Annotated in this window: 11 protein-coding genes; 4 read left to right on the top strand and 7 right to left on the bottom strand. The window is 63.5% G+C overall.

Annotation, left to right across the window (positions count from 1 at the left end; translation table 11 throughout):
- Positions 1-64 precede the first annotated feature (64 nt).
- From AC6RV7_RS00790 to AC6RV7_RS00760, 7 genes are all read right to left on the bottom strand, one after another.
- The gene (locus AC6RV7_RS00790) at positions 65-1,972 is read right to left on the bottom strand and encodes a hypothetical protein (protein WP_500091983.1); all 1,908 of its coding nucleotides are present in this window, start codon (positions 1,970-1,972) and stop codon (positions 65-67) included.
- A 25-nt stretch (positions 1,973-1,997) separates the two neighbouring features.
- Complete coding sequence (locus AC6RV7_RS00785) at positions 1,998-5,825, bottom strand: glycosyltransferase (protein ID WP_500091982.1); 3,828 nt, start codon at positions 5,823-5,825, stop codon at positions 1,998-2,000.
- An 82-nt stretch (positions 5,826-5,907) separates the two neighbouring features.
- Positions 5,908-6,930 carry a bifunctional heptose 7-phosphate kinase/heptose 1-phosphate adenyltransferase gene (locus tag AC6RV7_RS00780; RefSeq protein WP_500091981.1) on the bottom strand — a complete coding sequence of 341 codons (1,023 nt, stop codon included), beginning with the start codon at positions 6,928-6,930 and terminating at the stop codon, positions 5,908-5,910.
- A 26-nt stretch (positions 6,931-6,956) separates the two neighbouring features.
- Entirely contained in the window at positions 6,957-7,469 is a 513-nt protein-coding gene (locus AC6RV7_RS00775) for an adenylyltransferase/cytidyltransferase family protein (RefSeq protein ID WP_500091980.1), read from the bottom strand.
- A gap of 106 nt (positions 7,470-7,575) precedes the next feature.
- Positions 7,576-9,015, bottom strand: a complete 1,440-nt coding sequence (locus AC6RV7_RS00770; RefSeq protein ID WP_500091979.1) for a hypothetical protein — start codon at positions 9,013-9,015, stop codon at positions 7,576-7,578.
- Positions 9,016-9,044: 29 nt separating this feature from the next.
- Positions 9,045-9,908, bottom strand: coding sequence for an efflux RND transporter periplasmic adaptor subunit (locus tag AC6RV7_RS00765; RefSeq protein ID WP_500091978.1), 864 nt, complete (start codon positions 9,906-9,908; stop codon positions 9,045-9,047).
- A 16-nt stretch (positions 9,909-9,924) separates the two neighbouring features.
- Positions 9,925-11,910 carry an efflux RND transporter periplasmic adaptor subunit gene (locus tag AC6RV7_RS00760; protein ID WP_500091977.1) on the bottom strand — a complete coding sequence of 662 codons (1,986 nt, stop codon included), beginning with the start codon at positions 11,908-11,910 and terminating at the stop codon, positions 9,925-9,927.
- A gap of 610 nt (positions 11,911-12,520) precedes the next feature.
- Between AC6RV7_RS00760 and AC6RV7_RS00755 the strand changes: the two genes are divergently transcribed.
- The 4 genes from AC6RV7_RS00755 (at position 12,521) to AC6RV7_RS00740 (ending at position 18,693) form a co-directional block, all read left to right on the top strand.
- The gene (locus tag AC6RV7_RS00755; protein WP_500091976.1) at positions 12,521-13,849 is read left to right on the top strand and encodes a TolC family protein; all 1,329 of its coding nucleotides are present in this window, start codon (positions 12,521-12,523) and stop codon (positions 13,847-13,849) included.
- Positions 13,846-16,080, top strand: a complete 2,235-nt coding sequence (locus tag AC6RV7_RS00750) for a site-2 protease family protein (protein WP_500091975.1) — start codon at positions 13,846-13,848, stop codon at positions 16,078-16,080. Before AC6RV7_RS00755 ends, AC6RV7_RS00750 begins: the two co-directional genes overlap by 4 nt.
- 91 nt (positions 16,081-16,171) lie before the next feature.
- On the top strand, positions 16,172-17,281 hold the full coding sequence (locus AC6RV7_RS00745) for a helix-turn-helix transcriptional regulator (RefSeq protein ID WP_500091974.1): 1,110 nt from the start codon (positions 16,172-16,174) through the stop codon (positions 17,279-17,281).
- 65 nt (positions 17,282-17,346) lie between these two features.
- Positions 17,347-18,693 carry an ABC transporter ATP-binding protein gene (locus AC6RV7_RS00740; RefSeq protein WP_500091973.1) on the top strand — a complete coding sequence of 449 codons (1,347 nt, stop codon included), beginning with the start codon at positions 17,347-17,349 and terminating at the stop codon, positions 18,691-18,693.
- The last annotated feature ends 146 nt before the right edge of the window (positions 18,694-18,839 follow it).

Below are 18,839 nucleotides of genomic sequence, written 5' to 3'. Positions count from 1 at the left end.
ATGCGTTCAAGTTGCATTAGGCGAAGCCTTTCGGCTTCGCCTGAAGGGTTCAAGTCTTCTGCAACTATCGGGCGATAATGTCGAGGCGCGCGAACTCGAACCGTGCGCGTTCCCGGAAATATTTTACGCCGCCGCGCGGAAGTTCGAGTCGAATGCTACGGACTTCCCGGCCGGCGGATTGCGTCAACAGCGTCGAAAGGTCCGCTGTATCCAGAAGCATGGGACTGAGCAGGAAACCGGCGCGGGCGGCGGGGACGATCAGGCGGAAGCGACGTTCGATGTCGTCGGCATCCCGCACGACGAGGCTGAGCTCCGGCGGCTTGTAGAAAAACGTGCGCAGCCGACCCAGCCACGAATACGGAGCCTCGATGCTCGCCCACACGGTCCCGCTGCCTGGCGGCAGGGTTTGCGCTTCGGTGCCATAGCGCAGAGAGCCGGAGGCGAGAGGCTTCCGCGTGACGGCCGACGGGGCGGGATTTTTTTGCAACAAGAGAAAGCCACCTTCCGCCAAAACGAACCGGTAATCGCTCTGCAAACGCGGGAGCAGAGCCGCGTCATCAAGCGTTGGATACCGGCCGTCGATCGTCTCGAGCGAAGCGAGCAGGAACTCCGCGCCGTCCGGCGAGAGGGCGGCCGTTTCATTGAGCCGGGCGAGCGGTCCGGAGTAGGCCTGGAAACTTTGAAAGACCGGACGCGGGCGATAGTTGAAGGCGTTGAGCAGGAGAATCGCCTGGTTGTTGCCGAATTGATCGACAGTGGCATCTCCGATGGCCGCGCGAACGGCCGGCAGCGCGTGGCCGAGGGCGAGGGCACGGGTTTGCCGGTCACGGATTTCGCGAACCCAAGGGAGTTGGAACGCGAGCTCGGTCTTCTTCACCAGGCGAAGACGGCTGGTGTGGTAGGGAAGCGTGAGCATCGCCGGCTCCGCTGCGAGGCAGCCGCCGAGCGCGACGGCGCAAAGCGCGCCGGACGTGACGTGGCGCCGCCAGCCTGCGGACGGATTCAGGCGCGGCGCGGCGATGCCGGCGAAGAGCACAAAGAAGAAAAAGCCGAGCGTGTGACCGTCAGCGCGGACGAAACCGTGTTTCCAGGCGAGAAAGCCAAACCCGGTCAACGCCAGGGCGGCCGGCCAGCTTTCACGGTTCACGCGATCCCAGACGAGCAGCAAAAACAGCAGCGCGCCCGAGATCCCGAACGCGAACACGGCGGGCGACTCCTCGAGGAACATCGCTTCCGTGTATCCGGAAGCCACCCACGCCGAGTGTTGGAGGAAAAGCGGGATCGCGGCCAAAGGCTGGCCGGCGGCCATCCAACCGATCAGAAATGAGCCGGTCGTGCCGCCGAGCAGCGCGGCCAGAAAGCGGCCGCGTTCCGGCGTGCGCAGGCGTTGGCCCACCACGCACGTCAGGCCTCCGGCGGCCATGACCAGATACGTGAACTTCTGGAGCGAAAGAAATCCCAGGCCCGCGCCGATCGCGGCGAGGAGCGGCCAGCGCAGATTTGGGCGCATCGCGAGCAGCGTCAGGCCAGCGATGAGCAGCATCGGCAGCGTGTCCTGAAAAACGGGCGGAAACAGGATCGCCGCGGCGACAAAGGCGATGCGGCGAGGCCAGGCGAGCGTGGTTGCGGCGAGGACCACCAGGATGGACGCGACAGTTTTGAAACCGATTTCCCACGCCATACGGGGAAAGAACGTCGCCGCGTCATACTGCAGCGTCGTCAACCAGCCCCACGGACCATACGTGTAGACCAGATCGCGTCCGAACACCCAGGGGCGGCCGACCGCGTGACAGAGCACGCTCTGCCAGGACGGATCGAGTCCGAGCGCCGGCTCGTTCGGAAAAAAAAGATTGGCCGACCAGACGAGGCACGTCGCGACCACCGCGAGCGTCCACCGCAGCGCTCGCCGCGCCGGCGAAGCCGCCGGGAAAGCGGTCGCTGCGGCCGAAGCGGGGGCGTCGGACACGTGCATGCCGGGGAAGGCGCGCGGCGAAGGCTCAGGCCGCCGGCGGGCGCGGAGGAAACGCCAGCGCGAAGTCTTCGTGCTGCAGCGTGAGGTTGGGGTTGTAAGCGGGGTCGTTGTCGAGCAACGCGCCCCAGGTGCGCCGCATGTAAGCGGCTTCGCGCTGGAAGCGCGCGATCTTTTCCGGCGTATCCTCGGCGCCGCGACTGGCGGACTCGTGGTGATACAGCTCGGCGAACGGCGTCCACAGGTTGCGGTAACCGGCCTGCCGGACGCGGAGGCAAAAATCGATGTCGTTGAACGCGACGGGCAGGTCGGCTTCGTTGAAGCCTCCGACCTGGTCGAAGACCTCGCGGCGCACGACCAGGCACGCCGCGGTGACGGCGGAATAGTTCTGCACGAGCCGCAGGCGGTTGCGCTGGCCCTCGGCGCCGCGCGGGAAACCCTTGAACGCATGGCCCGCGACACCGTCTTTGCCGGCGGGACCGGTGAGGCCGAGCACGACGCCGGCGTGCTGCACGGTTTCGTTGGGATAATAAAGCATCGCGCCGACGCAGCCGATCTCCGGCCGCAACGCCTGGGCGGTCATCTCGGCGAGCCAGTCGGGGGTGATGACCTCGAGGTCGTTGTTGAGAAACGCGAGGACGGAGCCCGTCGCAGCCCGCGCGGCGAAATTGTTGATCGCGGAAAAATTAAACGGTTGATCGTAGTCGATCACGCGGACCTTGATCCGGCGCAACTCGTCGAAATAGGCCAGCGTGCCTGGATCGTCGGAGCGGTTGTTCGCCACGATGACTTCAAAATCCGGATACGCGGTGCGCGCCAGGATGGAACCGATGCAGATGCGCAGGAGGCCCTCGGCGTTGCGCGTCGGGATGATGATCGAGACTCGCGGCGCGGGTTCGGGCAGGGCGCGCTTCACGCGCCAGTGCCGACCGGTGACGGAGACCAGTTCGGCGGCCGTGCCGGTGCGCGCGAGGTGATCGGCGAGGGCCTTGCGCGCGGCCAGAAACGGGTAATCGCTTTTCTGGTCGATCACGAGCGCGGTCGAGCCGGCGATGGCGCGCCAGTGATAAAGGATGCGCGGGATGTGGTGAACCTCGCCGGCGCTGAGACCCTCGGCGAAGCGCAGCGTGAGGTCCCAGTCCTGGCTGCCCTCGTAGCCGACGCGGAAGCCGCCAATGGCGTGGAGGCGACTCGTGCGGAAAACGGAAAGATGGCAGATGTAATTCTGGCCGAGCAGGAGATCGGGATTCCAGTCGGGTTTGAAATAGGGTTCGAAACGCCGGCCCTGCTCGTCGATTTTGTCCTCGTCGGAATAGAGGAACTCGAGCGCGGGGTTCGCGGCGAGCGCGAACGCCACTTCCGCGAGCGCCTGGGGAGTGAGTTCGTCGTCGTGATCGAGCAGCGCGGTGAACTCGCCACGGGCAAGGGCGAGCGCCGAGTTCGAGGCGGCCGAGATGTGGCCGTTTTGTTCACGGAAGGTGACCTTGATGCGTTCGTCGCGACGCGCGTAGTCCTCGAGCACGCGGCGGACGTGCGGCGAGGTCGAGGCATCGTCCGCGATGCAGAGTTCCCAGTGCGGGTAAATCTGAGCGCGCACCGACTCGATCGCTTTGACGAGCCACACCTCGGGCGTGTTGTAGGTAGGCATCAGCACCGAAATCAGCGGCCGCCGCGTGTCCGGCAGCGATTCCACGCGGGCCCGGAGGGCGACGGTTTGCTCGAGGCCGAGGGTGTCGAAACGCTGGACCCAGGTCGCGTAGTCGCGGCGCAGGTGCGGCGGAATTTCGGCGGCGACCTGCGCGGTGGGCGTCGCCGCGCAGCGCCAGACGCGATCCTCGGTCTGCACCTCGAGGAGGAGCGGCTGCGAGGTTTGCGGCGGCAGCGAATATTCGAGGGAGAAGCCGCTGCGCAACGCATGCGGATGGGCCGGGTGGCCCATGGCGACGTCGGGGCGCGTGAGGGCGTGAGCGGCATCGACAACATGACCGGCGGCGCGGAGCCGGACGCCGAGCACCGCGAGATTCTCCTGCGAGAGCACCCAGCCGCGCAAGGTGCCGGTCGGAGCGACCTGGTTCCAGTCGGTGGGTTCGTCGATGACGCAAGTCAACGACGTATCCGGAGAAATAGGACGCGGGGCGGGGGCAGGCCGGCGGCGCGTCAGCGGATCGATCAGAAGCCGGCGCAGCGAGCGCAGCGGGGCCGTGATCTGCCAGGAAAAGGAACGTTGGAGACGTTTGGTCTTCTGGTGGCTTTGGTGGAGCTCCGCCGAGAGCTCGTCCGAACGGGCGCGCTGCGCTTCCAGTTGATCGGCGAACCGCCGCACGGCGCTCATCGCCTCGACGAGCTGTCCGCGGAGCACTTCGACCTGGTTCCGAGCGTCGTTGGTTTTGCCGGCTTGGTAATTGAAGCGTGCGACCTGGCGGTCGTGGGACGCCTGAAGTCCGCTCAGGGTGTGGCGCAGTGAGTTGATCGTCTCATTGAGGCTAGCCACGGTGTTTTGCAGCGATTGGATCGTGCGCTGATGCAGCGCGAGCTCTTGCTGCAGTGACAGAAACGGCTTTTCGGCGGCGACCACCTGCTCGCGCAGGTGAGCGATGGTGGCTTCCTTGGCGCGCAGGCGCAGTCCGATATCGCCGCCGTCGAGCAATAGGTCTTCGGAAGGCGGCGTGCTCGAATCGGGGAAGAGCGGAGCGGCCGCGCTGGTGACGCGCTGATAAAAACCGAAAAGCGCGGCGGTGTTTTCCTTTAGATCGAAATGGCGGCGCGCAAAGGCGCGTGCGCCTTCGGCGAGCCGGCGGGCAAGCGCAGGATCGTGGAAGACCTGCAGGCACTTCTCGACGATCTCCTCCGGCGTGCCGGTGTCCAGGAGCAGCGCGTCGCGGCCATCCTGCATCTCGTGTGCGAGGTTCGCGCGGGGAATGATCGTGGGGCGGCCGGAGAAAAGAAATTCCGGAATTTTCGAGGGCAGCCGGTAGTCGTTGAACGCGTCGGCGGCGCCGGGTTGCACGAGCACGTCCGCGAGCGCGAGGAGATGAGGGAGCAGGGGCTTCTCCACGAAGCCGAGATCGATCACATTGCCGCCGGCGATGGCGGCAAGCTCGGCGGAATATTGGGGCGGGTTGATTCCGGTGCGGAGCAGTTTGCAGGGCGTGCCGCGATCGTTGAGGAGCCGGACGGCGAGCAGCAGGGTGCGCACGTCGGCGAGATTCGCGAACGTCGTGCTGCCGGTGAACACGAGCAGTTTCTCGTGCGGCTGCACGCCGAACGACTCGCGTGTTGGCGGAGTGGAAACCGGACGCTCGAAAGTTGCGGGATCGATGCCCGGCAGCAGGCGAAGGGCGGGCTTGTCCGGGGGAATGAACTCGCGCAGGCGGTCGGTGATGAAGGTGGCGGCGTGCGCGACCCGGAGGAAGTTTTTGAACCGGACCGGGTGAGAAAGCCGCGGCGACAGGCGGGCGGCGAGTTCCTCGTCGGAAAGCGTGCGCAGCTGATCCAGGCCCTCCTGGGCGAACGATTCGATCAGGAAGGCTTCGTTGTCTTCGAGATGAATGATGAGGGCGGCGTCGCGATGCTGCCGGAGGTAGTGCAGGCAGAACTCGCGGACGTTTTCGCGCGGAGTCCAGGCGTGCACCACGTCGGCGGGGCGGCGGTCCGGGAAGATCGGCTCGCGCTGCAGCGCACGTTCAAACGTCAGTGGCGTGAACAGCGGTTCCGGAATCGCGGAAATCGTTTCCGGATTGTCGGGGACGGCGACGACGCAGGAATGGCCGAGCAGGGTGAGCTGGTTGGCGAACGCGCCGATGTGGTTCAGGCTGTTGCTGGTGAAGTCGCCGTAGTTGACAAAAAGGATGTTCACGCGAATCGCCGCCGAGGCTAGTTGGAGTCGGCGAACGGATTCCAGAACCGTTTTTCCAGATCCGGTTCGCGGAGGACAGAAACTAACGCCGATCGGGATGAACCCGCACCCACTCCAATAGCTCCGCGGTGGTGACGCTCGCGGTGCCGGGCTTCCCGACGACGATGCCGGCGGCGTGATTCGCAAGCGTGGCGGCTTCGAAGGGCGTCGCTCCCGCGGCGCGAGCAAGGGCAAACGCGGCGATCACGGTGTCGCCGGCGCCGGCGACGTCGAACACCTGGCGGGCGAAGGTGGGAATAGGTTGCGGGATGTGGCCTTTTTCGGCGAGCAGGAGCCCGGCTTCGCTCAAGGTGACAAGCAGCACGGCGGGATCGTGGCGGGCCTGGACGGCGGCGACGGCGCGTTGCAAGGCGTCGTCGCGGTCGCGGAAATTCGCGTTGGCGGATTCGCTCATGCCGGCGAGTTCGAAGGTCTCCTTGCGATTCGGCGTGAGCAGCGCGCACCCGCGCATCTCGAGCTGATGCGCGGGTTTCGGATCGATGCAAACCGGGACGCCAAGTCGCACGGCTTCGCTGAAGGCGGCGTCAAGCAGAGGCTGGCTGACAACGCCCTTGGCGTAATCGGCGACCAGAACGGCGGCGGCGCCCGGCAGCACGGCGCGAAGGTGCGAAAGGAGTTTCTCGGCCGTGGCGGCGCGGGCGGGCTCGCTGGTTTCGCGGTCGAGACGGACGAGTTGCTGGCGTTGCGCGGTGATACGGGTTTTGAGTGTCGTGGCGCGGCCGGGCTCGGCGATCAGGCCGTCGGTGCCGATGGCGTGTTGAGCGAGGCTTTCGCGCAGCAGCGTCGCGGCGGAATCGTCGCCGACCACGCCGAGCAAATCCACGCGTGCGCCGAGGGAGACCAGATTGTGGGCGACGTTGGCGGCTCCGCCGGGTGTGTAGGTTTCGTGGAGGAAGTTGACGACCGGGATCGGCGCTTCGGGCGAGATGCGGCGGGCATCGCCGACGATCAGGTGATCGAGCATGAGGTCGCCGAGAACGACGAACCGCTGCTGCGGAAACGCGGCGCAGATCTGCTGGAGACGGGAGGGAGGCACGGAGAGCATGCGGGACGCGAGGAGCGGCGAGGCGACTACGGGGACGACGCGGCGGCAATTCGTTTCAGCAGCCCGGTCGTGCTGAAGCCGGGGAGGAAGGGCAGGAAGCGAACCTCGGCCCCGACTTCCTGGAGGGCGGCCCGCTCGGTCGGGTCGAGAGTCGCCAGGGAGTAATCGCCGGCTTTGACATAGATGTCCGGCGCGAGCGCGCAGATTTCGGCCTCCAATCGCGGTTGATCGAACAGGACGATCGTATGCACGCAGGCGAGGGCGGAGAGCGCGTAAGCTCGTTCGAATTCGGAAAGGATCGGGCGGGCGGGACCTTTGAGCGCGCGCACGCTGGCATCGCTGTTTAGCGCGACGAAAAGCGCGTCGCCGCACGCCGCGGCCTGTTGGAGAAAATAAAGGTGGCCGGCGTGCAGCAGGTCGAAGCAACCGTTGGTGAGGACGACGCGGCGGTGCTGCTGACGGAGCGATTGGCGGAGATCGATCGCGGCGGTCAGGCTGCGGAGCTTGTCGGCTGACGGTGAAGTCACAGGAAGTCCCATGAAGCGGCGTAGGAAGGAGAACTCGGAACGTTCCGATGGGACACGCGCTTCATGGGCAAGCCGGCACGCCCGCGTGGGGACGTTTCAATGCGGCGCTGGCCGTCAGCTAGCTGGAAGCAGCCAGCGGCGACGTGACGAGATCGGGCGCCGAGACCATCTGCTCCAATGACGATTTGCGGCTGGTGCCCAACCCGCGGGTCGGCTGCGGATCGACGAGAAGAACGAGCGACTGCTGACCGGGAGAGAACTCGGCGGTGACGCGTTCCACGATATAGGTGCTCAACGCGCGCACGGTCTCCGCCAGCGATTGCTCGGGTTCGGGGGACGAGCCGTTCTGATGGCGATGGTTACCGATTTCGGCCAAGGCAACGGGATCGAAACCGTTCCACGACACGTCGACATGCATCGGCACGCCGAGCTTGTTTTCCACGCCCATGGGCGCGGAGAAAACCGTTGTCTCGGGCAGAGGGGGCAGACCGCGATCGGTAAAAAGACCGTGTCCCGGCAGCAGGATGGGCGACTCGAAGTTTATCGGAGTTCCGGCCGTAATGCTGGTGAGCGGGATATCTGTCGCCAGGTCAAATTTACTACGATCGCCAAAGGGGTTTTGCAGCGCTTCGGGGGTGACGGAATGGGAGGAGAGTAGGGGAGACTGGAGCTGCAAAGGATGACCAAGGTATTCGGCCAGCAGAATCTCCGTTTCGCGGCTGGAGGAGTTCAGCACGTTCCGCAGTTCCAGTAAAAAGGCACGCGTTTTTTCGTCGAGCGGAAGGCTGATGACGACAAGCTTATCCGGTGGACTTGCGGGGACCGGCGTCGTGGGCGTGGTTGGCGTTTGCGAATCGCCCGGTGTGTTCGGCGTTCCTCCACCGTTTCCAGGAGTGACCGGCGGGGTTTCGGGATCGCCCGTACCCGGAAGCAATACGTGCACCGAAGAGGTGGGCATGCCCGTGACCGCCACTAAGTCCGGTAGATACTTAAGGTTCAGGGTTTGCTCGGAATTGAGGCTGATGAGGAAAACCGACTTGCTACTCGAGTCGAACGTGAGGGTTTTCAGATCCGAGATGAGGCTCGTGTCTCCGAGGGCGCCCAGGGAGAGATCCGTGCTGTCTCCCTTCAAAACGGCCAAGCGACCGGCGGTGGCCAATGAGAGAGTCTCGACGTCGCGGGCCGTGAGGCTCTCCGTGACGGACAGACCGCTGGCGCTGAACGAACCGACGGAGTCTATGATGAGCGTTTCGACCTTATCGTTGCCGACAATGTTAACGGTCTCGAAGGACGAGATGTAAAGGTTCGTGATGAAGTCGGGCAGCTTATCAAGATCGATGGTGACGGCTGCATCGGCATTACCCGTGAGAACCAGACGATGATTGCCGAAGTTCGTGCTGAACGAACCCTGAAAATCTCCCGTGCCACTGACGGCGGCCATGGTCAGATTGAAATCAGCCGTCAGTCCAAACGGGTCCGAAGCATCGGCCGCCAGCAGCGTGCGCGTCTCCAATGCCTCAAGGAGGAGTCGGGAGGGGAGAGCTGGATACGCGTTCATTGTCGGCTGGCGAAAGAAAATGAGGAAGTTCAGGAGGGCGCAATCAATATTGCGGGCAAACCGGGGATCGCATCGGCGGAACGCTCGATTCTGACCTTGACGCGGAACGTGCCGCTGGACGGATCGATGATGGGATCAACATGGGAGATGGTGCCTGTCACGATCGGCTGCTCTTCTGTCGACTTGAGGACGCGGACTTGTACCTGTTGGCCAGTCTTGAAGAGCGGGAAGTGGCGCGCGTCGCAATATACCACCATTTCCAAGCTCGTGACATCGACCACGCGGGCGACGGTCTCGTAACGTTCGACCGCTTCGCCGACCAGTTTGTTGGTCTTTAGGAAGATGCCATCGATCGGCGAAACAATATCGCGGTTCTCCAGCCGCACTTTCGCGAGCTCCATGGCCGCGACGGCCTGCTGCTGACGACTGCGAGCCAGTTCGGCGGCGGCTTTCGCTTCCTGGAGTTGTTTCTCGCTGTAAATCTTGTCTTCCCTGAGCCGCTGCATCCGGTCGAACTCGTTCTCGGCCCGCGACAGTTCGGCGTCCGCGCCGCGGACGGCGGCTTTGGCTTGGGCGAGCTCCGCCCGCTCTTGATTGGAGTCGAGGCTGATGATCGGCTGGCTCGCTTTGACCTCGGTCCCTTCGGGCACGCGGATGAATTCGACGATGCCCGCGGCGCGGGCGCTGAGGGAAACGTCCAGTACGGGACGGAGAACCGAGCGAAGCGATCCGCGCGAGGTGCTTCCGCCCAAGGTGAACGTCTCGGTTTCCCGCGCGGCGGGATTGAGGCTGGACTGCGCCGCGGCCGGCAGGCAGGGGAGCAGCAGACTGAAAGCGATCAGTGAGCTTCGCAAAGAGGAGGAGGAGGAGCGGGACCCAGAGCCCATGGCCATAATCGTGGAAGGCGGACTAGAAGAATCGGACAGTAAGGAAATTGATAAAATCGCTGAACATCACGTAAGCGAGCGCCCGGGTGCCGGTCTTGAAAGTAACGCGGCCCGTGAAGCCGGCCTTCAGGACGTTGGTTTCTTCCAGCCGGGTGTTCAACGGCAACATGGCGGTGAATTGATATTCGCCAGTCGTGGTATCCAGTCCGTAAGCGAGCTGACTTTTGCGTTCGAGACTGAGCTCGTATTCGCGGGCCGGATTAGCTGACAGTCGCAGCGAGGCGAATACCTCCCCTTGTTTGGCCAGGGTTCTGTCCAGATAGATCAAATCACGCTCCTTGAGGCTGGCTTTTACCTGCCAGGCGGAGGGATCGACCACTTCCAGCGCCGGCTCGCCCATGCGCAAGACCTCACCGATGCGGGTGGAAAGAGTTTGAGCTCCCAGCACCATGCCGGTGAACGGAGCCCGCATGACGGCGCGAGAAAGATCGAGCCGAAGCTTTTCGGCGGCGGCGGCGGCTTTCTCGGCGTTCAGCCGGGCGATCTGCATCTGCGCTTCGTTACCCATCGTCAGGGCGGCGTCGCTTTCCACGAGAGATCGCTGGTATTCCTGTTCCGCTTGGGAGAGCTGCAGCTGGATGTCGCGCGTATCGAAACGCGCCAGCACCTCGCCCTGCTCCACCATCTGGCCCTCGCGGACTGTCACCTCCAGCAACCGGGCGTTCACCAAGGATGGCAGCGTGTTCTGCGTGACCGGCAGAACACTGGCATTGCCGCGCACGTTATAGGGGACCGGCAGAGCCAGGATAGCCACGATCACCAAGACCGGCAGGCCGAAGCGCATGAGCTTGCGGCGAAGCGGCGTGTTCACGTATTCGCGCCGCAACGCAATCGTGCGGTGCGCGATCCGCATGGAACGATGCTGCGTGCAATAGAGTGTCGTCCCGAGCGCCTTGCCGGCCGACGCTGCGAGATCGAGCATCGGCTTAAGCAGCGTGGCAATTTTCTCCTCCAGCTTGACTCCTTCGAAAAGCAGAATGCCGCAAACACGGTTTTCGCGATCGAGCAGGGGGATGACGGTCGCCCAGTTCATGGGCATGACCTCGAAATAGTCGTTCACCTCCGGCGGACGCGTGGCCGTTTTTGACGGATCGCGCATCATCAACGTGAGCTGCATCCGCGGCGCCACCGGGTCCGGTGCGGCTTTTGCGGGCTGGGCGGGATGGTTGCCGGGCGCTGGATTCGCGGTGTTGTCGGCGGCTGTCGCCTCGGCGGGCGCAGGCGCGGCATTCTCAGTCGTGGCCTTTTGCATCGACATCTCGGTCAGCTTCTGGGCCACGTGCTGCAACACCACCGCCTGCTCGCTTTTCGGATGCGGCCGCTTCAGCCCGCTGCAGGCCTGCAAGCGGAACTCGTAATCGAGACTACCGGACGCGGGATCGGCTTGGACGACGCGGTGGTAATCGCTCGCGATAAACAGACACACCCGCTCGCACGCCACGGCTTCACGCGCGTAGTTGACGAGCTTCCAGCTGACGGAGTCGAGATCGATGTCCCCGGTCAGCTCCTCCAGCAGTCTGGCGTAAGTCGTGACGCGCGTGACCTCATGCGACGCATCGCGGGCGCGGCGCGTTTTCAGATACAGCTCAATCTCGTTGCACAGCTGGCGGAGTATCGTCACGCGCGCATGGGAAGCGGCGGGATTCGTGGGCTGGAACCAGACGTGAAGGATGCCCGCGCAGCCGTCGTTCATCGGGATTGGCACGAAAACCTGCTCGAAAGGAGTCTGGTTGAAAATCGAAAGCTCGTCGGGCGCCGGCGAGTCGAACGCCGAGGATCCGCGTGGGCCGGCCTGACGTGTGTTAGGCGGCAAGACCAGCGGTTTGCGTTGATCGACGACCATCTTCCGCGCCCGCTGGAACGCGTTTTCCTGTTCCGGTGAATCCTTGTAACCCAGTGACTCCAGATTCGCCTGTAACAGGCGCTGGAATACCGCGCCGGCCACCATTTCGTAGGAAAATCCCGCGGGACGGAAAGCCGCGGTGACACACTCCGCGTGAGCTCTCAGGTAGACCAGCAAGTCCGGCGGATCCTTGGCCAGCTGACTGAGCCGCGCGGTGATCTGGTTGAAAAATTGCTGCTGTTGGGAAACGGAAGCCGCGGGCGGTGACTGCACAGGCGTCATTGGAAGGTAAGGACGATTTCACCCCATGCCTTCCTGTGGCAATTCAATTTCTGATGAGCCCGACCGCACTTCTTCCGCTGATTTTAAGCCATGACGGACTGGACGGGGCGGCAGAAGAGAGACAGACGGTGCTGGAATAAAGGGGAGCCCACGTCGGGAGCACACCCACTCCGAGAAATACGTTGCCATGCTGCACGCCAGACCTGACGTTGCCGGTTTTCTGCGAAATGTATCCGATGTTCCGGCGCCCGTGCCTTATCGACGTGCGATCCATCGTCAGCCGCCCAGCGGCGGATGTGAAGCGGTGCGGCACCCCGGTTTCGGGCCATCGTCCTTCGGACTCAAAGCAATGACCCTGCTGCGACTGCGTCGTCACGTTAAACTGAATACCTCCCGCTTCGCGTCGGTTCTTCTGACTGCAACCGCATTCTCGATGATGCCCGTCGGCGCGAGGAGCGAGCCCACGGCCGCTCGCCTGTCGGGATTGGCCGCGGCGGATGTGTGGACGCTCGACCGGGCTCTGAATCGGGCGCTGGAGGCGAATCCCGACATCGTGGCGGCGAAGCACGATCTCGAGCGCCAGGAGGGCGCGCGTATTCAATATGTGGCGCGGCTGCTCCCGTCGCTCTCGGTCAGTGCGAGTGTGAACGAGCGCTCGGAAGGCCTGGTGGATACCGATCTGCCCGCCTCGCAGGCGAAACCGGATGTGGCCCTCTATGGCTACGACTCGCGAATCGAGGTGCGTCAGCTGGTGTTCGACGGACTTTCGAGTTGGAACCAGGCGCGGCGGCAGAGCTTGTTGACCAAGCAGGCTTACCTGACGCTGCAGGCGACGGTAGGGCGCGTCGTGAGCACGGTCCGGCAGGAATTCGACGCGGTGCTGCTGCGGGGTTCGGTGGTCAGGGCCGAGGAGCGGCGGGTTGATGAGTTTGTGCAGCTGGTGGACTGGACGTCGCGCAAGCACGCAGTTGGGGATGTTGCCGATTTCGAACTGCTGCGAGCCGAGGCCGAACTGGAAGGCGCCCGCGCCGATCTCGCGGAAGCGAACCGGGCGCTGTCGCAGGCCGAGCAGGCGTTTCGCCGAATCCTGCAGATCACGGATGCGAACCGACCGATCCGGCTCGAGGGTGCGTTCGAGCCGCGGCGGTTTGATCTGCCGCTGGAGCAGGCGATCGCGCAGGCCCAGGCCAATCGCCCCGACCTGCAGGCGGCGGCGTTGGCGGTGAAAGCCGCGCGACGCAACGAACTTTCCGAACGGGGCAATTATCTCCCGAGGCTGGAGGTGTTCGCCTCCTACGGGGCGCGCAGCTCGTATTACGATTCTGGAACGCGACTCGACGGCTGGAGCTACGGCGCGATGGGACAGTGGAATCTCTTCGAGGGCGGCGCGGCGCGTGGGCGCCGGATTAGCTTGCGGGCGGAGCGGCGCGGCGCGGAGGCCAAGCTCAGCGAAACCGAGCAAGGCATTGTCTCGCGTCTCCACGAATTATACGATGGTCTCGATCAGGCCAAAATCGCGATGGAAGCGCAGCACAAGAGCGTGGAAATGTCGGGTCGGGCATCGCATGATGCGCGCCGGCTCTACGAAGAGGGGCAGGCCAGCCTCGAGCAGGTCCTGCAAGCCGGCATGACCTTCCGTCGCGCGGAAACGCGACTCGGTGAAGCGGTCTTCAATTACAACTCGACCGTATCGGAAATCGAGTTCGCCATCGGCAACGGCACGGATGGGGCGGAGCGGGTGCCCGGCGTTAAGAAGCCATGAGCACCGTGGCAGCGCCTGCGCCCGCGCCCGCGTCTGCGCCGCCCGCGGCGGATGCCGAGCAAAGCCGGCTGGAGGCCGTGATCCCGGCGCGCCTGCGCGCGGACATCGTGATCCGGCGGCAATCCTTCAAGCACCAGGAGTACTACGTCCTTAAGGATCCGCTGGCGCTGACGTATTTCCGGCTGCTGCCTGAGGAGGCTTATGTTCTTACGCTGCTCGACGGGAAGAAGTCGCTGGGCCAGATCGCGCGACGGTTCAACGCGCGGTATCCGAACCATCACCGTTCGGCGGCTGAGCTCGCGCAGTTTGTGAATCAGCTCGGTGCGGGTGGATTGCTGAACATCAGCGCGAGCCGGTTCATCGAGGAGGCAAAAAAGACCAAGCCGCAGCAGCTCCTGCTGTTGTGGGCGAAGCTGATTTCCAGCACGCTCTTCATCAAGGTGCCGCTGCTCGACCCGAGCCCGTGGCTGGGAAAGCTCGTGCACGCGATCCGCTTCGTGTGGACGAAGTGGTTCGTGGGCGCCGCGCTGCTGTTGTTCGTCTGGACGATCGGTTTGCTGCTGGCCAACGCCGGCGAATTCAGCGCCCGGCCGATCAACTTTTTCTCCGCGAGCAACCTCATGCTCCTGTGGGCAACGACGATCGTCATCAAGACGCTCCACGAGTTTGGCCACGCCACCACCTGTCGCCGCTTCGGCGGCGAGGTGCACGAGATGGGGGTGTGTTTCATGATGTTCACGCCCTGCGGCTATGTGGACGCCTCGGATGCGTGGATGATGCGGCATCAACGGCACAAGCTGTTCACGACCATCGCGGGCATCTTCACCGAGCTGATCCTTGCGTGTATCGCGGCGCACCTGTGGCTGATCCTGCCGGATGGGCTGGCGCGCAGCGTTGCGTTCAACGCAATGTTGGTGGCGAGCATCAATACGATCGTCTTTAATATTAATCCGCTGATGCGGTTCGACGGCTATTATGTACTGTGTGATCTGCTCGAGGTTCCGAACCTGCGGTCGAAGGCGATCAGCTTCTGTTCGTATCACTTGCAGCGCCTGATGTTGGGCTACCGAAATCGCATGCAAGAGATGCAGTTTGCGCAAGAGGCGCACGGTCGAGTGTTCGTGCTCTATGCGATCCTCGCGTATCTTTACATGATTTCGATCATCTACGGATTCACGCAAATTTTCGCACGCGTGCTGGAGCCGATCGGACTGCACGATTTTGGCCTCTCGCTGGGTTTTTTTGTCGAAGGTTCCTTCGTAGCCCTCCCGTTTATCAAAGTCATCATGGATGCAACCAAACCCGGCGTGCACATCGTCAAGACAGGATCGGCCTTAAAGCGGGCCAGCCTCATCGTCCTCGGTTTGGTCGGAATCGTAGTCGGGAGCTTCTACGTGCCGACGCGCTATCATGTCAGCGGCCAGGCGGTCGTGATGCCACATTCGCTGGAAGTCGTCGGTTCCGAGGTCGGCGGCGTCATCAGGGAAGTGCATGTCCGCACCGGACAATGGGTGAGCCGCGGCGATCTGCTGATCACGTTGGATAACCCGGAAGTGACCGCGGAGCTAAAGATTGCTGAAGCGGGCCGTGTGCAGGCCCGGGTGCGCTTTAGCAGCCTGGCGAATTCCTCGACCTGGCGCGTGTCGGAAACCCGCGCGTTTGCCGCGCAGGAGATGGAGGTCGCCGAAGCCGCTTATAAAATTGCGGCCGCCCGCGCGGCCAAACTGGAGCTTCGCGCCGCGGCGGACGGTTACGTGCTGACGCCGGATGTAAAGAAGCTGGTGGGGTCCTACGCGCCACCTTTCGCGGTGGTCCTGCGGCTCGGCGACACGCGTCAGCTCCGGCTGGCGATGGCGCTCAGCGAGGACGAAGCCCAAGTGATCGGTCCGGGCGCGCCGGTGGAAGGTCGCTGGGTGGCGACGGCGGAGAGATTCGAGACGAAACTGGATTCCGTGTCGTCGCAACCCGCCAAGCCTTCCGAACTGCACCATGGGATGCTCGCCTATTTTGGCGGCGTGGTGCCGGCGCAGGCCATGCAACGCGACCACCGCGGGGCGACCAGTTATCCGATCTTTCTGGCGACGGCACCGTTGCCGAAACCCGATTATGAAGTGACGGAAGGATTGCGCCTTCGCGTGAATATTGAAGGCAACCGCACCACGCTCGGCCATAAGGTGTGGCGGCGGATCCTGTCGTTCTTCAATTTGAAGTCGGCGCCGCCGCAGCGGTGAGTAAGGGGCACCGGCATGCGCGCAGCGGATGTCGCGCCGCCGTTACCGGTTTCGGCTTCTCGGTGGGTTCGCAATCGGGTAGGTGATCGCCATGGTCGCGCCGTCGGCTCTCAACGAATGTCTGCTGGAACTCGCGCTGCAACGCAGCCTCGCGGGGTTTCAGCAATCGTTAAAGCGGACGCTGGATCAGTTTTCTCTTTCGGCGTGGGCGGTGGTTTTCCCCGCCGGGACGGCAATCGGTGCGCGGCCGGTTTTCATGGGGCACGGCGTGCGATCCACCGCGAGTTCCCTGCTGTCCTTGGCCTCGAAACAGGGGCTGGAAACGATTTTTCCGCCGCAGGGCGTCGGGCCGCAGTTGCTGGCGCGTTTCGCCGATGAACTCAATCCCGCGCCGGGGAGCCGGTGCCGCATCCTGCGCAGCAAACGCGAAAAATCCGGCGAGTTTTTCCTGTTCTGCTACCGCGTGCCGTCGGGCCCGGATCTTTCCGCTGCGGAAATCGAAGTGCTGTCGCGCGTCGGCCGGATTCTCGATCGTTGCTTCGTGGCGCTGTGGCAGGCGCAGGAGCAGGAGTTCGAAGCCGGACTGTTCCGCCTGGTTGGCAACCTGCATCCGGAAGGTCTGTGCGTATTGGATAATCGGTTACGCATCCTTTTCGAAAACCGGAAATTCCGGGAGCAGATGCAGATTTGGAACCGCGGACTGGGCGCGCTGCAAAGTCTCTCGTTGCCGAAGCAGTCGGAACTGCCGGCGGTCTGGCGCGAGGCGTGCGATCGCTCGTTCCAAGCGTTTCGCGAGGTGAAATTTCCTCCCGTTTCGGGTCGCATGGCCGTCACTCAAGGTTCGCTGTCGGTGCTGAAACATCCGCTCGACGACCAGAGCTGGCTCGAGGGAGCGGTGCGCTATCTCGCTTTCCAAAGTGCGTTGGGCGTGCGGCCCTATCTGGTGCTCACGTGCGCGTTCAAGCGCCGTCAGCCGGCTTCGGCGGCGTTGACGCCCGCGCAGATCGCCGAGCGACTGGGATTCTCGCGTCGCGAGGCCGAGTTGGCCGAACTTATTTTGGAGGGCAAATCCGCGCGGGAAATCGCCGGCCGGCTGAAGATCGCCTTGCCGACGGTGAAGACACACATCCGCCATATTCTCCACAAATCGGGAGTGAAGACGCGGCTGCAGTTTGTGGGGCTTTGTCGGCCGCAGAACTGACCGCCGCAGATCGAAGGCCGACGCAGGCTTGCGCGTTGTGGCGAACGCTTCTGGTGTTCACCGTCATGAGCATGCCGTTGGTCGAGGTGGATCGGGTCACCAAGGATTATCGTTTGTGGCACAAGCCGGCGGATCGGCTGGCCACGATGCTGCTCGAACAGACAGCGCAGCTACCGCTGGTGCCGGAGGGGATCGGGCGACGTTTGCGGGCGGCGGCCGATCGCCGCGGTGCGCTGTTCCATGCGTTGCGGGAAACCAGCTTCACACTGCAGCACGGCGAAAGCCTTGGAATCATTGGCCGCAACGGCTCAGGCAAAAGCACGCTGCTGCAGATCCTGGCGGGAACGCTGCAACCTTCAACAGGAACGCTGAAGGTGAGCGGCCGGGTCGCGGCGCTGCTGGAGCTCGGTTCCGGCTTTAATCCCGAGTTTTCCGGACGAGAAAACGTGCTGCTGCAAGCGGCGCTGTTTGGCTTCACGCGACGGCAGGTGGAAGCGCGCATGCCGGAAGTGGAGGAGTTCGCGGGCATCGGGGAGTTCATTGACCAGCCGGTGAAGGTCTATTCGAGCGGCATGCTCGTCCGGCTGGCGTTTGCGACCCAGACCATCGTCGAGCCGGAGCTGTTCATTGTGGATGAGGCTCTCGCCGTGGGTGACGTCTTCTTCCAGGCGAGATGTGCAAAGTTCTTCGAGGATCGGCTGAAGTCCGGCATGTCGCTGATCCTCGTCAGCCACGATCTCGTCGCGGTTAAAGCACTGTGCCAGCGGACCATTGTCCTGCATCAGGGACATCTGTCGTTTTTCGGACCGAGTGCCGAGGCGGTCAGCCACTATCATCAGTTGCATCGCCCTCGTATCGAGAGTTCGAGTGCCACTGTGCCAGCAACGGCGTCCGCTCTGGACGCGTCCATCGAACTGCCGCGCGGCGCGCAGGAGCGTAATTGGACGGCATCACAGGAAGTCGGAACGCGCGAAATCGAGATCGTTTTCTGCCGGGTTTTGGACGTGTCTGGACAGGAGCGAGCGGCGTTCGATTTGGCCGAGGAGGTGCTCGTGGAGTTCTATACCCGCAGCAAAGTTGCGCTCACCGGGGTGGTGTTTGGTCTCGAGCTGACCAACCGGCACAATCAGGTGGTTTACGGTGCGACCACGGTCCATTTGGGGACGGAACCTCCGTCCATCTCCGCGGGAAGCCTGAGTCGGTTCGCTTTTCGTTTCTCTGCGCGTCTGGGCGCAGGCGACTATTTGATCGATGCGGCCGTGGGTTGGGGAGATCGGGGCGATGGAGCGCCTGAACAGCTTCTGCATCGGGTCGCCCGGATCGCTTCGCTCTCGGTCCGGCATACGGGATTACGACCGGCCTTTTTTGGCGCGGCGGATTTGTCCGGCAGGCTGCAGATCGACGCCGGATAAGGCCTTTGCCTGAAAAATTGCGTGCCCGCATCGTTACGTATCTGCATATGCAAGGCGCAGTTTCGATGCATTGGGAGTCGCTTCGGATATCATCCTTATGGATGGTTCACGGTTCTTTGAGGCCCGCTTAAGCCGCTGCCTTCGAG

This window comes from Opitutus sp. sgz309028 (assembly GCF_059821195.1).
The sequence above is the reverse complement of the archived record's forward strand: the minus strand, read 5'-3'. Positions and strand labels throughout refer to the sequence as shown.

Bases quoted from the DNA above. Each gene is read 5' to 3' on its own strand.
- AC6RV7_RS00790 (WP_500091983.1), bottom strand. From the start codon at position 1,972: ATGCACGTGTCCGACGCCCCCGCTTCGGCCGCAGCGACCGCTTTCCCG.
- AC6RV7_RS00780 (WP_500091981.1), bottom strand. From the start codon at position 6,930: ATGCTCTCCGTGCCTCCCTCCCGTCTCCAGCAGATCTGCGCCGCGTTT.
- AC6RV7_RS00775 (WP_500091980.1), bottom strand. From the start codon at position 7,469: ATGGGACTTCCTGTGACTTCACCGTCAGCCGACAAGCTCCGCAGCCTG.
- AC6RV7_RS00770 (WP_500091979.1), bottom strand. From the start codon at position 9,015: ATGAACGCGTATCCAGCTCTCCCCTCCCGACTCCTCCTTGAGGCATTG.
- AC6RV7_RS00765 (WP_500091978.1), bottom strand. From the start codon at position 9,908: ATGGCCATGGGCTCTGGGTCCCGCTCCTCCTCCTCCTCTTTGCGAAGC.
- AC6RV7_RS00760 (WP_500091977.1), bottom strand. From the start codon at position 11,910: ATGGTGGCCGGCGCGGTATTCCAGCGCCTGTTACAGGCGAATCTGGAG.
- AC6RV7_RS00755 (WP_500091976.1), top strand. From the start codon at position 12,521: ATGATGCCCGTCGGCGCGAGGAGCGAGCCCACGGCCGCTCGCCTGTCG.
- AC6RV7_RS00750 (WP_500091975.1), top strand. From the start codon at position 13,846: ATGAGCACCGTGGCAGCGCCTGCGCCCGCGCCCGCGTCTGCGCCGCCC.
- AC6RV7_RS00745 (WP_500091974.1), top strand. From the start codon at position 16,172: ATGGTCGCGCCGTCGGCTCTCAACGAATGTCTGCTGGAACTCGCGCTG.
- AC6RV7_RS00740 (WP_500091973.1), top strand. From the start codon at position 17,347: ATGAGCATGCCGTTGGTCGAGGTGGATCGGGTCACCAAGGATTATCGT.